Here is a 12190-nt window from a genome sequence, read left to right on the forward strand (position 1 = left end):
ATCCGGGAGGCAAGAAGTGCGCCTTTGGGAGAGCTGGTCATGAAGGTTCTGGTGCCCGTCAAGCGGGTGGTTGATTACAACGTCAAGGTGCGGGTCAAGCCCGACGGGTCGGGCGTGGACCTGGCCAATGTGAAGATGAGCATGAACCCCTTTGACGAGATTGCCGTGGAAGAGGCGATCCGGCTGAAGGAAAAGGGCGTGGCCAGCGAGATCGTGGTGGTTTCGGTGGGGGTGCAGCAAGCGACCGAGACGCTGCGCACCGCACTGGCGATGGGCGCGGACCGGGGCATTTTGGTGACCACCGACGTGGTGACCGAATCGCTGGCGGTGGCGAAGCTTCTGGCGAAGATCTGCGAGGACGAGGCGCCGGGGCTGGTGATTTTGGGCAAGCAGGCGATCGATGACGATGCCAACCAGACCGGGCAGATGCTGGCCGGGCTGCTGGGCTGGGCGCAGGGCACCTTTGCCAGCAAGGTCGAGCCGGGCGACGGCAAGGTGATGGTGACACGCGAGATTGACGGCGGGCTGGAGACGGTGGCGCTGGCGCTGCCGGCGGTGGTGACCACCGATCTGCGCCTGAATGAGCCGCGCTATGCGAGCCTGCCCAACATCATGAAGGCGAAATCCAAGCCGATCGCGGCCAAGACGCCGGCTGACTATGGGGTCGACATGACGCCGCGCCTGACGGTGGTGAAGGTCGAGGAGCCGGCCAAGCGGCAGGCGGGGATCAAGGTCAAGACCGTGGACGAACTGGTCGAGAAGCTGAAGACGATGGGAGCGGTGGCATGAGCGTTCTGGTTCTGGCCGAACATGACAACAAGGATCTGAAGGATGCCACGCTGGCGGCCGTGACCGCGGCGGGCGAGCTGGGCGGCGAGGTGCATCTGCTGGTCGCGGGCGCGGGTTCGGCTTCGGTGGCGAGCCAAGCGGCGGCGGTGGCGGGGGTGCACAAGGTGCTGCACGCCGATGACGCGGCCTATGCCCATGCGCTGCCGGAGAATCTGGCGCCGCTGATCGCCGGGCTGATGGCGGGCTATGACGCCTTTGTGGCGCCGGCGACGTCGCGCGGCAAGAATGTGGCGCCGCGTGTGGCGGCGCATCTCGATGTGGCGCAGATTTCGGACATTCTCTCGGTGGTGTCGGCGGACACCTTCACCCGGCCGATTTATGCCGGCAATGCGATTGCGACGGTGAAGTCGTCGGATGCCAAGAAAGTGATCACCGTGCGCGGCACGGCCTTTGCCAAGGCGGCGACCAGCGGCGGTTCGGCCAGCATTGAGGCGGTGGCGGCGGCGGCGGCCAGCGACAAGGCGAGCTTTGAAGGCGCCGAGCTGACGGCGTCGGCGCGGCCTGAGCTGACGGCGGCGAAGATCATCGTGTCGGGCGGCCGGGCGCTGGGATCCTCCGAGAAGTTCCACGAATATATCGACCCGCTGGCCGACAAGCTGGGGGCGGCGGTGGGCGCGTCGCGCGCGGCTGTGGATGCCGGCTATGCGCCCAATGATTATCAGGTGGGGCAGACCGGCAAGATCGTGGCGCCGGAGCTTTACATGGCGATCGGCATTTCCGGCGCCATCCAGCATCTGGCGGGGATGAAGGATTCGAAGATCATTGTCGCCATCAACAAGGATGAGGAAGCGCCGATCTTCCAGGTTGCTGACCTGGGGCTGGTGGGCGATCTGTTCAGCCTTGTGCCCGAGCTGACGGGCAAGCTGTGATGCGCGCGCTCGCTCTCGCCCTGCTGCTGGCCGCGCCGGCTTCCGCGCAGATGGTGGTGCAGAAGCCGGTGCTGGCGCTGGCGGGTGCAGATGCCGTGGTCAAGGCGGCCGAAGCCAAGGCTGCGGCGATGGGGCTGAAGGTCTCGGTGGTGGTGGTCGACCCTTCGGGCGTGCCGATCGTGATGCGGCGGATGGACGGGGCGAGCCTTGTCGGCCCTGATATCGCGCTGGCCAAGGCGCGCACGGCCGCCGGCTTCAAGCGGCCGACCAAGGCGATGCAGGAGGCGCTGATGGCGCCCGAAGGCATGCGGCTGCTGACGCTGCCGGCGACGCTGGTGGACGGTGCGGTGCCGGTGATGGCAGGCGGCGAGCTTGTGGGCGCGGTCGGCGTGAGCGGGGCAACGTCGGCCGAGGACGGCGAGATTGCCGGGGCCGGGGCGGCGGCGGTCAAATAGCCTATTTGCGGACCAGCGTGCCGGCGCCGCGCCGGGTGAAGATTTCGAGCAGCATGGCGTGCGGGATGCGGCCATCGAGGATGACGGCGGCATCGACACCGCTCTCGACGGCGCGGGTGCAGGTCTCGAGCTTTGGGATCATGCCGCCGGTTATGGTGCCATCAGCGGTCAGGCTGGCGATGTCGGCGGGGGTCAGGTCGGTGAGCAGCGCCTTGTCCTTGGAGAGCACGCCCGGCACATCGGTGAGCAGGAACAGGCGCGAGGCACCCAGCGCGGCGGCGATATGGCCGGCCATGGTATCGGCGTTGATATTGTAAGTATGCCCATCGGCGCCGGTGGCGACCGGCGCGATGACGGGCACGATGCCCGCGGCGAGCAGCGTGTCGATGAGCGTGCGGTCGACAGTTTCGGGCTCGCCGACGAAGCCGAGATCGACGACCTGCTCGATGGCGCTGCCCGGATCGCGGGTGGTGCGGGTGACCTTGCGGGCGCGGACGAGGCCGCCGTCCTTGCCGCTGATGCCAGCCGCGCGGCCGCCCGCCTGTTCGACCCAGGCGACCAGCTCCTTGTTGATGCTCCCGGCCAGCACCATTTCGGCAATGCGGGCGGTGTCTTCACAGGTGACGCGCAGGCCATCGACGAAGGTGCTCTCGATGCCGAGCCGCTTGAGCATGGAGCCGATCTGCGGGCCGCCGCCATGGACGACGACGGGCAGGATGCCGACCGCCTTCAGCAGCACGATATCCTCGGCGAAATCGCGCGCCAGCTCGGCATTGCCCATGGCGTGGCCGCCATATTTGACCACGAAGATCTTGCCGGCATAGCGCTGGAGATAGGGCAGGGCCTCGACTAGGGTTTCGGTCTTGGCCATCATCTCGGGCGTGGGATCGTGTGCGGACATGGCCGCGCTATAGGGGGATGGGGGGCGGACGGAAAGGGGGTTTCCCTGTTTCCTCAGCGCGTGGGGACGGGTTCGGGGCCGGAATAATCATAGAAGCCGCGGCCGGATTTCTTGCCGGTCCAGCCGGCTTCGACGTATTTGACCAGCAGCGGCGCGGGGCGGTATTTGGGATCGCCGGTGGCGGCCTGCATGACCTGCATGATGCTGAGCAGCGTGTCGAGGCCGACGAAATCGGCGAGTGTGAGCGGGCCCATGGGGTGGTTGGCGCCGAGCTTGAGGCCGGTGTCGATGTCGGTGACGCTGCCGACGCCTTCGCCGAGCGCGAAAATGGCTTCGTTGAGCATCGGGCAGAGCACGCGGTTGACGATGAAGGCGGGACTGTCGGCGGCCTCGATGGCGGTCTTGCCGAGCCGGCGCGCGAATTCATGCATCTTCGCCTTGGTATCCTCGGAGGTGGCGAGGCCGGGGATGATCTCGACCAGCGCCATCAGCGGCACGGGGTTGAAGAAATGCAGGCCGCAGAACCGGTCGGGGCGGTCGGTGGTGCTGGCCAGCCGCGTGATCGAGATGGAGCTGGTGTTGGAAGCGAGCAGCGCATGGGGGGCGAGGCTGAGCGACTGGAAGATGCGCGCCTTGACGCCTTCATTTTCGGTGGCGGCCTCGATGACCAGATCGGCGGCGGCGTGATCGGCGTTGTCGGTGGTGAGGCGGATGCGGGCGAGGGCGGCGTCGGCATCGGCCTCAGTGACGCTGCCCTTGGCGACCATGCGGGCGAGGTTTTTCTGGATGGTGGCGCGGGCGGCCTCGGCGCGGGCCATTTCTATGTCGGAGAGGATGACATCATAGCCGGCCAGTGCGCTGACATGGGCGATGCCATTGCCCATGAGGCCGCTGCCGATGACGCCGATGGTGTTCATGTCGTTTCCTCCCATGTGCCGTGGCGGCTGGGTAGGCGGGCGCGGGCGCGGCGGCAAGAGGCGAGTTGTGATGCGCAGGCGGGCGCGGTAGAGGGAGGCTTGGAAAAGGAGTTGCCATGAATACGATGGTCGCCTTGGTGGGTGTGGTGATTTATGCGCTGCAGCTGCTGATCTGGGCGCTGGTCATCTGGGCGGTGATGAGCTGGCTGGTGGCGTTCAATGTCATCAACATGAACAATGGGTTCGTGCGCGCGGTGGTGACCGGGCTGGACCGGTTCTTTGCGCCGATGCTGCGGCCGATCCGGCGGGTGCTGCCGGACATGGGCGGCATTGATCTGGCGCCGATGGTGCTGATTTTGGGGATCATTTTGGTGCAGCGGCTGCTGCCGGCGCTGCTGCTCGATGTCGGCATGATGTGACGCCCCGGCGGTGAGCGCGGTGGTGATCGATGGCAAGGCGCGGGCGATGCGCCTGCGCGAGGCGGTGGCGGCCGATGTGGCGGCCTTTGTGGCCGCGCATGGCCGCGCGCCGGGGCTGGCGGTGGTGCTGGTGGGCGAGGATCCGGCGAGCCGGGTTTATGTGAAGAACAAGGGCGTGGCGACGCGGGCGGCGGGGATGGTCTCGTTCGAGCATCGGCTTGATGCGGGGGTGAGCGAGGCCGAATTGCTGGCGCTTGTGGCGGCGCTCAATGCCGATCAGGCGGTTGACGGGATTTTGGTGCAGCTGCCGCTGCCGGCGCATATCGACGGTGACAAGGTGTTGGCGGCGATCGACCCGGCCAAGGATGTTGACGGCTTTCACCCGGTCAATGCCGGGCGGCTGGCGGTGGGGCAGAAGGCGCTGGTGCCGTGCACGCCCAAGGGCTGCCTGATGCTGATCGAGGAGGCGCTGGGCGATCTTTCCGGGCGGGAGGCGCTGGTGATCGGGCGCTCGTCGATTGTGGGCAAGCCGATGGCGGCGCTGCTGACAGCAAAGAGCGCGACGGTGACGCTGGCGCACAGCCGGACGCGTGACCTGGCCGGCCATGTGGCGCGGGCCGAGATTGTGGTGGCGGCCGTGGGCGTGCCCGAGATGGTGCGCGGGGACTGGATCAGGCCGGGGGCGTGCGTGATCGATGTCGGCATCAACCGGGTGGTGGCGGCGGACGGGACGAGCCGGCTGGTGGGGGATGTGGAGTTTGCGGGCGCAAGCGTACGGGCTGGCTGGATCACGCCGGTGCCGGGCGGGGTGGGGCCGATGACGATTGCCTGTTTGCTGGCCAATACGGTGGAAGCCGCGAGCGCCCGGCTGGCGGCATGAACGAGGCGCTGACGCTGTTTGTTTCAGCGTTTGTGACGCTGTTCGTGGTGATCGATCCGCCGGGCTGTGTGCCGATTTTTTCGTCGCTGACGGCGGGAACGAGCAAGGGGCATCGGCGCGCGATGGCGCTCAGGTCGTTCTGGATTGCGCTGGCGGTGCTGCTGGCCTTTGCACTGGGCGGGCAGCCGTTTCTGAATGCGCTGGGCATCAGCCTGGCGGCGTTCAAGGTGGCGGGTGGGCTGATGGTGTTTCTGATTGCCATCGACATGGTGTTTGAGAAGCGCACCGAGCGCCGCGAGAACCGGGCCGAGGAGGTCTTGGCGTCTGCCACGTCGCCGGAAGAGGATATTTCGGTGTTTCCCATGGCGATCCCGATGCTGGCCGGGCCGGGGGCGATTGCGGCGATGATGCTGCTGACGGCGCGGGCGCACAGCGCGCTGGAGCTGGCGGCGGTGCTCGGCGCGCTGGTGGCGGTGATGGTGCTGACGCTGCTCAGCCTGCTGGCGGCGGGGCCGATCATGGCGGTGATGGGGGCGAAATTCGAGGGCGCGCTGACGCGGCTGTTGGGCGTGGTGCTGGCGGCGCTGGCGGCGCAGTTCGTGATTGACGGGGTGAAGCAGAGCTTCGGGCTTTGAGGGGCGGGACATGACGAAGTCGGCGATCATCATCGGGGCGTCACGCGGGCTGGGGCTGGGGCTGACGCGCGAGCTTGTGGCGCGCGGCTGGGATGTGGTGGCGACGCGGCGCGGGCCGGCGGCCGAGCTGGAGGCGAGCGGGGCCGAGGTGGCGGTGGTCGATATGGACGTGCGCGCCGATGTGGAGCGGCTGGCGGCGGCGCTGGGGGCGCGGCGCTTTGATGTGGTGCTGCTGTGCGCCGGCACGATGGGGCCGGACCATGCCTTTGCCGAGCGCACCGCAGACGGCGTGGACAAGGCGGCGGTGGCGGATTTGATGTGGACCAATGCGGTGGCGCCGGTGCGTGCCGGGCGGGTGCTGTTGCCGCTGGTGAAGGACGGCGGCACCATGGCCTTCATGAGCTCCATTTTGGGCTCGGTCAGCTTGCGGCAGACGGGGTTTGCCGAGCTTTACAGTGCATCTAAGTCAGCGCTGAATTCGCTGGTGACGAGCTTTGCCAATGTGGATGCCAAGGGCCGGGTGGCGACGCTGGCGCTGCATCCGGGCTGGGTGCGCACCGAAATGGGCACGGAACATGCCGATCTGGATGTGGATACGAGCGTACGCGGGATGGCGGATGTGCTGGGCGCGGCGCAGCCGCTCGAGTGCCGCTATGTGACTTATGCGGGGGATACGCTGCCCTGGTAGCGGCGCCGCATGGCGGCGCCGATGAGGCCGAAGCCGGCGATGAGCATCGCCCAGCTGGCGGGTTCCGGGACCTGCGAGACCACGACATTGTCGAGCATGGGGCCGACATTGTCGGCGCTGGTGGTGCCGAAGCTGAGCGCGAGGCTGCCGGCGGTGGTGGGGATGAAGGACAGGGCGTAGGTGAGGAAGGGACGGGTGCCGGCGATGGTTTCGGTGTAGGGGCCGGTGCCGGTGAGGCTGGTGAAACCCGAGAGCACGGTCAGGCCGGTGAGCGCGGTGGGCGCGGCGAAGCTGGTGTTGAAGCTGAACCCATCGGAGGCGCTGCCGCGCTGGCTGCCGCTTACATCGAAGCTGATGTTGATGCGCTGGCCGGCCTTGAAGGCGATTGCATCGGTGGTGATGGTGGCGGCGCTGCGGGTGCCGTCGAGATCGATGCAGGCGCCGCTGCCGCCGGCGCAGGCGATGCCGAAGGTGTTGGGCATGGCGACAATGTCGACATTGGTGGAGACGGTGAAGCCGGGCACGCTGTTGGTGATCAGCGTGGTGGGCAGGGTGTCGAAATCTTGCGAAAACAGGGTGACAGCCTGCGCGCTGGACGCGCTGGCAATGGCCATGACGGCGGCGAAGATGATTTTGCGCATGAGGAACCCCTTAAATTCAAGGGTTCATTAGCATTCTCGAAAGCGTGTTGGGAGTCGAATTTCGTAATTTATGGTTAACGCCCGTCGCGGCGGCCGAGCAGGCGGAGGCGGAGCGCGTTCAGCTTGATAAAGCCTTCGGCGTCGCGCTGGTCGTAGGCGCCGGCGTCGTCTTCGAAGGTGACGACGCTGGCGGAATAGAGGCTGTCGGGGGATTTGCGGCCGACGACGCTTGCCGACCCCTTGTAGAGCTTGAGGCGGACGGTGCCGTTGACGCGGGCCTGGCTGTGATCGATGGCGGCCTGCAGCATCTCGCGCTCGGGGCTGAACCAGAAACCGTTGTAGAGCAGGCCGGCATATTTGACGGCGAGCTCGTCCTTGAGGTGGGCCGCACCCCGGTCGAGGGTGATCTGCTCGATGCCGCGGTGGGCGAGGTGGAGGATGGTGCCGCCCGGTGTTTCGTACATGCCGCGTGACTTCATGCCGACGAAGCGGTTTTCGACCAAGTCGAGGCGGCCGATGCCGTGGCGCTTGCCCATGTCGTTCAAGGTGGCGAGCAGGGTGGCGGGCGATTGGGGGTCGCCGTTGATGGCCACCGCATCGCCCTTTTCAAAGTCGATGGTGATGTATTCGGGCGTGTTTGGCGCATCTTCGGGGTTGTCGGTGCGGCTGTAGACATAGTCCGGCACTTCTTCCCACGGGTCTTCGAGGACCTTGCCTTCGGACGAAGTGTGGAGAAGGTTGGCGTCGGTGCTGAACGGGCTTTCGCCGCGCTTGTCCTTGGAGACGGGGATCTGATGCTCTTCGGCAAAGGCGATGAGCGCTTCGCGGCTATTGAGCGACCATTCGCGCCAGGGCGCGATGATGCGGATATCGGGGGCGAGGGCATAATAGCCGAGCTCGAAGCGGACCTGATCATTGCCCTTGCCGGTGGCGCCGTGGGAGACGGCGTCGGCGCCGACTTTGCGCGCGATTTCGATCTGTTTCTTGGCGATGAGCGGGCGGGCGATCGAGGTGCCGAGCAGATACTGGCCTTCGTAGAGCGCGTTGGCGCGCATCATCGGGAAGACATAATCGCGGACGAACTCTTCGCGCAGGTCTTCGATGAAGATGTGTTCGGGTTTGATGCCGAGCAGCTGGGCCTTGGCGCGGGCGGGCTCAAGCTCTTCACCCTGGCCCAAGTCGGCGGTGAAGGTGACGACTTCGCAGCCATATTCGGTTTGCAGCCATTTGAGGATGACCGATGTGTCGAGGCCGCCCGAATAGGCGAGGACGACACGGTTGATGGCTTGGGACATGGGGGGCTGGTCCTTTGGAAATGTTCAGGCGCGCTTAGCGGCCGGCGGGGCGGCGGGGAAGAGACGTTGTTCGGCTTGGCCCATGTAATCGCGGGTGAGGGGCAGCGTGTCACGGCGCTTGGTGAGCTGGATCTGCACGTTCATATGGCCATCGTTGATGAAGGCCGAGCGGGCGGCGGCGAGATAGAAGCTCCACATGCGGAAGAAGCGGGCGTCGTAGAGCGCTTCGATCTCGGCGCGCTTGGCCTGACAGCGATCATACCAGGCGTCGAGCGTGTAGGCATAATGGAGGCGCAGCACCTCGATATCGGTGATCCACAGCCAAGAGCGCTCGATATGGGGGATGATCTGGCTGACGGCGGGGCTGTAGCCGCCGGGGAAGATGTATTTGGCGGTCCAGGGGTCGGTGGCGCCGGGGCCGTCGGCGCGCGCGATGGTGTGGACAAGGGCGACGCCGTCATCGGCGAGCAGGCGCTCGATGGTTTCGAAGTAGATGCGGTAATTGGGCAGGCCGACATGCTCGAACATGCCGACCGATACGATACGGTCGAACTGGCCTTCGAGGCGGCGATAGTCGATCAGCTCGAATTTGACATGGTCGGACAAGCCTCGGCGTTCGGTCTCGGCGCGGGCGTATTTGAGCTGTTCTTCAGAGAGCGTGATGCCGAGCACATCGGCGCCGGTGTGGGTATGGATGTAGCGGGCGAGGCCGCCCCAGCCGCAGCCGATATCGAGCACCTTCTGGCCGGGCTTCAGATCAAGCTTGGCGGTGATATGGGCGAGCTTGGCTTCCTGCGCGGCTTCGAGCGTGGTGGCCTCTGGAGACCAATAGGCGCAGCTATATTGGCGGTGGGGATCGAGGAAGAGATCATAGAGCCGGTCATCAAGGTCGTAATGATGGGCGACGTTGCGCTTTGACCGGCGCTCGAAATTGCGCTGATCGACCCAGGCGGCGATGGCGGCCTGTCGCCAGAGCGCGAAGCGGACGGCGTTGGAGCGCTCCCAGCGGAGATTGTAGGTGACGAGATCGACGAGATCGCGGACATCGCCCTCCTCGATGATGAGGCGACCATCCATGAAGGCTTCGCCCGCACCCAGCGCGAGATTGAGCGCGAGCTTGCGCGGCGTGGCGCTGTCGGTGAAGCGGATGCGGACATTGGGGCGGCCGTCGATGCGTGCGCCATAGACATGGGCCTTGCCGCTGGCATCGGTGATATGCAGCTCGCCGTCACGGATGAACTTGCGGAACAGTCTGTCGAGCAGGAACATGCTTTGACTATAGCTTTGATGGGCCGGGTTGCCAGACCGGAGTTTGCCTTGGGGCGTCAGTTTGTGGGCGTGCTGGTGAAGGGGCCTGCGGCGGCTGGGGCCTCAGGCCCCAGACCCCATTAGTGGGCCTTGGGCAAGCCGGGGGGAGACGAACGCCGCGCATGGAATTGGGGTCTGGGGCCTGAGGCCCCAGCCGCCGGAGGCCCCTAACTGCCGCCGGAGGCCCTTAATCGACCCAGGCGGCCTCTTTTTCAGCGGCGCGGCGGTCGAGTTCGGCGCGGGTGATCTTTTCGGACGCTGACTTGAGCTGGCCGCAGGCGGCCATGATGTCCCGGCCGCGGGGGCGGCGGACGGGCGCGCTGATGCCGGCTTCAAAGATGATGTTGGAGAAGCGGCTGACCTGCTGGTCGGTGCTGGTCTCGTAGATCGAGCCGGGCCAGGGGTTGAAGGGGATGAGGTTGACCTTGGCGGGCAGCTTGTATTTGCGGATCAGGCGGACGAGCTCATGGGCGTGTTCGTCATGGTCGTTCTTGTCCTTGAGCATGACATATTCGAAGGTGATGCGGCGCGCGTTGCTGGCGCCGGGATAGGCGGCGCAGGCGGCGAGCAGCTCCTCGATGCCGTATTTCTTGTTGAGCGGCACGATCTCGTCGCGGATCTCCTTGCGGGTGGCGTGCAGCGAGACGGCGAGATTAACGCCGATCTCCTCGCCGGCGCGGGCCATCATCGGGACCACGCCCGAGGTGCTGAGCGTGATGCGGCGGCGCGACAGGCCCAAGCCTTCGCCGTCCATGACGATTTGCAGCGCATCACGGACGTTATCGAAATTGTAGAGCGGCTCGCCCATGCCCATCATGACGATGTTGGTGAGCATGCGGCCCTGGGTGGTGTAGTTGGCGCCGGGGTTGTGGGCGCCGGGGATATAGGGGGCTTCCTCATCGTCGGGCGCGTCATCGGCTTCCGGGAGCGCGGGTAGTGCGGGGCCGGTGGCGGACGGCCATTCGCCGAGCGCGTCGCGGGCGAGCATGACCTGACCGACGATTTCGGCCGGGGTCAGGTTGCGGACCAGCTTCATCGTGCCAGTGTGGCAGAAGCGGCAATTGAGGGTGCAGCCGACCTGCGACGAGACGCAGAGCGTGCCGCGATAGGCATCCGGAATGAAGACGCATTCGGCTTCCTCGCCGTCATCGAAGCGGAGCAGCCATTTGCGGGTGCCGTCGGTGCTGACTTGCGCCTGGACGACCTCGGGCCGGCCGACGACGAATTGCGCGTCAAGGAGCGCGCGCGTGTCCTTGCTGATATTGGCCATCTGGGCGATTTCGGTGACGCCGCGCTGGTAGATCCAGTTCCAGACCTGCTGGCTGCGCATCTTGGCCTGTTTTTCGGGGATGCCGGCTTCGATCAGCGCTTCGCGCAGCGCGGGCTTGGCGAGGCCGAGGAGCGGGCGCTTGCCATCGGCGCGCGCCGGCGCGGGGCGGCGCGGCGTGACGATGGGATCATTGGGACCGGGGATCTGCATGGCGGCCCCTATAGAGGCTCACCGCCCGGCTGGAAAGGCGCGCCTACATGGCCGAGATGCCGCCATCGACGTAGAGGCCGTGGCCGGTGACCATCTTGGCTTCATCGGAGACGAGATAGACGGCGGCCCAGGCGACATCATCGGGCTCGCCGACCTGACCGAGCGGGATCTGGCGGCCGAGCTTGGCCAGCCCTTCCTCACGGCCCATCGCGCTGGTGAGGCCGTCGAGGATGGGGGTATCGATGAAGACTGGGTGGATGGAATTGCAGGTGATGCCGTAGCGCTGCTTGGCGCAGTGGAGGGCGACCGACTTGGTGAGGTGGCGCACGGCCGCCTTGGCGCTGTTGTAGGCGGCCGAATTGTGCGCGGCGATGACGCCGGCGATGGACGAGATGTTGAGGATCGAGCCGCGCACGCCGCTGGCCTTGACGGTGCTCGCCATGAGCGGGAGGGCCAGCTTGCAGCCGTAGAAGACGCTGTCGAGATCGATGGCGTGGACGCGCTTCCAGTCTTCGATGCTGGTCGCCTCGACGGTGCTGCCCGCTGCGATGCCGGCGTTGTTGACGAGAATGTGGAGGCCGCCGAACCGGGATTCGGCTTCGGCGATGGCGGCCTCCCAGTCATCGGTGCTGGTGACATCATGGCCGATGGCGGCGGCGCGGTCGCCATATTGGGCGGCTTCGCGGGCGGCGCCTTCGGCGTTGATGTCGGTGAGGAGGACGCGGGCGCCTTCATCGATGAAGCGGCGGGCCATGGCGGCGCCGAGGCCCTGGGCGGCGCCGGTGATGAGGGCGGTCTTGTTGGCGAGGCGGTTCATGGGCGGCTCCTGCGTGGCAAATTTGTGACAGGCGGC

General features: G+C 66.3%; 14 protein-coding genes. 7 read left to right on the forward strand and 7 right to left on the reverse strand.

The genetic code is table 11. The annotated features are described in order from the left end of the window. Positions 1–39: 39 nt before the first annotated feature. From ACMVO5_RS11445 to ACMVO5_RS11455, 3 genes are read left to right on the forward strand one after another with little or no spacing between them, the layout of a single operon-like run. Entirely contained in the window at positions 40–789 is a 750-nt protein-coding gene (locus tag ACMVO5_RS11445; RefSeq protein WP_416907629.1) for an electron transfer flavoprotein subunit beta/FixA family protein, read from the forward strand. Beyond that, positions 786–1718, forward strand: coding sequence for an electron transfer flavoprotein subunit alpha/FixB family protein (locus ACMVO5_RS11450; protein WP_416907630.1), 933 nt, complete (start codon positions 786–788; stop codon positions 1716–1718). Before ACMVO5_RS11445 ends, ACMVO5_RS11450 begins: the two co-directional genes overlap by 4 nt. After that, positions 1718–2173, forward strand: coding sequence for a GlcG/HbpS family heme-binding protein (locus tag ACMVO5_RS11455; protein ID WP_416907631.1), 456 nt, complete (start codon positions 1718–1720; stop codon positions 2171–2173). The genes ACMVO5_RS11450 and ACMVO5_RS11455 overlap by 1 nt, the downstream gene beginning before the upstream one ends. A 1-nt stretch (position 2174) precedes the next feature. Here ACMVO5_RS11455 and argB read toward each other — a convergent pair whose 3' ends face one another. Continuing rightward, positions 2175–3074 carry an acetylglutamate kinase gene (gene argB / locus ACMVO5_RS11460; protein WP_416907632.1) on the reverse strand — a complete coding sequence of 300 codons (900 nt, stop codon included), beginning with the start codon at positions 3072–3074 and terminating at the stop codon, positions 2175–2177. A gap of 53 nt (positions 3075–3127) precedes the next feature. Further along, positions 3128–3991 (reverse strand): 3-hydroxybutyryl-CoA dehydrogenase, encoded by an 864-nt coding sequence (locus ACMVO5_RS11465; protein WP_416907633.1) that lies wholly within the window; start codon positions 3989–3991, stop codon positions 3128–3130. Positions 3992–4107: 116 nt separating this feature from the next. Here ACMVO5_RS11465 and ACMVO5_RS11470 point away from each other — a divergent pair, with 116 nt between their 5' ends. From ACMVO5_RS11470 to ACMVO5_RS11485, 4 genes are read left to right on the forward strand one after another with little or no spacing between them, the layout of a single operon-like run. Beyond that, positions 4108–4410: a YggT family protein gene (locus ACMVO5_RS11470; RefSeq protein ID WP_416907634.1), complete on the forward strand. Its 303-nt coding sequence runs from the start codon at positions 4108–4110 to the stop codon at positions 4408–4410. Between the two features lie 46 nt (positions 4411–4456). Next, positions 4457–5290, forward strand: coding sequence for a bifunctional 5,10-methylenetetrahydrofolate dehydrogenase/5,10-methenyltetrahydrofolate cyclohydrolase (locus tag ACMVO5_RS11475; protein WP_416909367.1), 834 nt, complete (start codon positions 4457–4459; stop codon positions 5288–5290). Further along, positions 5287–5925, forward strand: a complete 639-nt coding sequence (locus ACMVO5_RS11480; protein ID WP_416907635.1) for a MarC family protein — start codon at positions 5287–5289, stop codon at positions 5923–5925. The genes ACMVO5_RS11475 and ACMVO5_RS11480 overlap by 4 nt, the downstream gene beginning before the upstream one ends. Before the next feature lie 10 nt (positions 5926–5935). Continuing rightward, the gene (locus tag ACMVO5_RS11485) at positions 5936–6613 is read left to right on the forward strand and encodes an SDR family NAD(P)-dependent oxidoreductase (protein WP_416907636.1); all 678 of its coding nucleotides are present in this window, start codon (positions 5936–5938) and stop codon (positions 6611–6613) included. Here ACMVO5_RS11485 and ACMVO5_RS11490 read toward each other — a convergent pair. The 5 genes from ACMVO5_RS11490 to ACMVO5_RS11510 all read right to left on the reverse strand — a co-directional run bounded on the left by ACMVO5_RS11490 (position 6586) and on the right by ACMVO5_RS11510 (position 12154). Continuing rightward, positions 6586–7254: a PEPxxWA-CTERM sorting domain-containing protein gene (locus ACMVO5_RS11490; protein ID WP_416907637.1), complete on the reverse strand. Its 669-nt coding sequence runs from the start codon at positions 7252–7254 to the stop codon at positions 6586–6588. The two genes, ACMVO5_RS11485 and ACMVO5_RS11490, sit on opposite strands and share 28 nt — an antisense overlap. Before the next feature lie 74 nt (positions 7255–7328). Continuing rightward, complete coding sequence (locus tag ACMVO5_RS11495) at positions 7329–8549, reverse strand: argininosuccinate synthase (protein WP_416907638.1); 1221 nt, start codon at positions 8547–8549, stop codon at positions 7329–7331. 24 nt (positions 8550–8573) lie between these two features. Next, positions 8574–9818: a class I SAM-dependent methyltransferase gene (locus tag ACMVO5_RS11500; RefSeq protein WP_416907639.1), complete on the reverse strand. Its 1245-nt coding sequence runs from the start codon at positions 9816–9818 to the stop codon at positions 8574–8576. A 226-nt stretch (positions 9819–10044) separates the two neighbouring features. Continuing rightward, positions 10045–11337 (reverse strand): 23S rRNA (adenine(2503)-C(2))-methyltransferase RlmN, encoded by a 1293-nt coding sequence (rlmN, locus tag ACMVO5_RS11505; RefSeq protein WP_416907640.1) that lies wholly within the window; start codon positions 11335–11337, stop codon positions 10045–10047. Positions 11338–11380: 43 nt separating this feature from the next. Beyond that, positions 11381–12154 carry a glucose 1-dehydrogenase gene (locus tag ACMVO5_RS11510; RefSeq protein ID WP_416907641.1) on the reverse strand — a complete coding sequence of 258 codons (774 nt, stop codon included), beginning with the start codon at positions 12152–12154 and terminating at the stop codon, positions 11381–11383. Between the last annotated feature and the right edge of the window lie 36 nt (positions 12155–12190).

The organism is Polymorphobacter sp. (assembly GCF_048007885.1).
GTDB lineage: Bacteria > Pseudomonadota > Alphaproteobacteria > Sphingomonadales > Sphingomonadaceae > Sandarakinorhabdus.

What these genes read in the sequence shown, in the direction of transcription:
- ACMVO5_RS11445 (WP_416907629.1), top strand. Translation starts at nt 40, where the DNA reads ATGAAGGTTCTGGTGCCCGTCAAGCGGGTGGTTGATTACAACGTCAAG.
- ACMVO5_RS11450 (WP_416907630.1), top strand. Translation starts at nt 786, where the DNA reads ATGAGCGTTCTGGTTCTGGCCGAACATGACAACAAGGATCTGAAGGAT.
- ACMVO5_RS11455 (WP_416907631.1), top strand. Translation starts at nt 1,718, where the DNA reads ATGCGCGCGCTCGCTCTCGCCCTGCTGCTGGCCGCGCCGGCTTCCGCG.
- argB (WP_416907632.1), bottom strand. Translation starts at nt 3,074, where the DNA reads ATGTCCGCACACGATCCCACGCCCGAGATGATGGCCAAGACCGAAACC.
- ACMVO5_RS11465 (WP_416907633.1), bottom strand. Translation starts at nt 3,991, where the DNA reads ATGAACACCATCGGCGTCATCGGCAGCGGCCTCATGGGCAATGGCATC.
- ACMVO5_RS11470 (WP_416907634.1), top strand. Translation starts at nt 4,108, where the DNA reads ATGAATACGATGGTCGCCTTGGTGGGTGTGGTGATTTATGCGCTGCAG.
- ACMVO5_RS11475 (WP_416909367.1), top strand. Translation starts at nt 4,457, where the DNA reads ATGCGCCTGCGCGAGGCGGTGGCGGCCGATGTGGCGGCCTTTGTGGCC.
- ACMVO5_RS11480 (WP_416907635.1), top strand. Translation starts at nt 5,287, where the DNA reads ATGAACGAGGCGCTGACGCTGTTTGTTTCAGCGTTTGTGACGCTGTTC.
- ACMVO5_RS11485 (WP_416907636.1), top strand. Translation starts at nt 5,936, where the DNA reads ATGACGAAGTCGGCGATCATCATCGGGGCGTCACGCGGGCTGGGGCTG.
- ACMVO5_RS11490 (WP_416907637.1), bottom strand. Translation starts at nt 7,254, where the DNA reads ATGCGCAAAATCATCTTCGCCGCCGTCATGGCCATTGCCAGCGCGTCC.
- ACMVO5_RS11495 (WP_416907638.1), bottom strand. Translation starts at nt 8,549, where the DNA reads ATGTCCCAAGCCATCAACCGTGTCGTCCTCGCCTATTCGGGCGGCCTC.
- ACMVO5_RS11500 (WP_416907639.1), bottom strand. Translation starts at nt 9,818, where the DNA reads ATGTTCCTGCTCGACAGACTGTTCCGCAAGTTCATCCGTGACGGCGAG.
- rlmN (WP_416907640.1), bottom strand. Translation starts at nt 11,337, where the DNA reads ATGCAGATCCCCGGTCCCAATGATCCCATCGTCACGCCGCGCCGCCCC.
- ACMVO5_RS11510 (WP_416907641.1), bottom strand. Translation starts at nt 12,154, where the DNA reads ATGAACCGCCTCGCCAACAAGACCGCCCTCATCACCGGCGCCGCCCAG.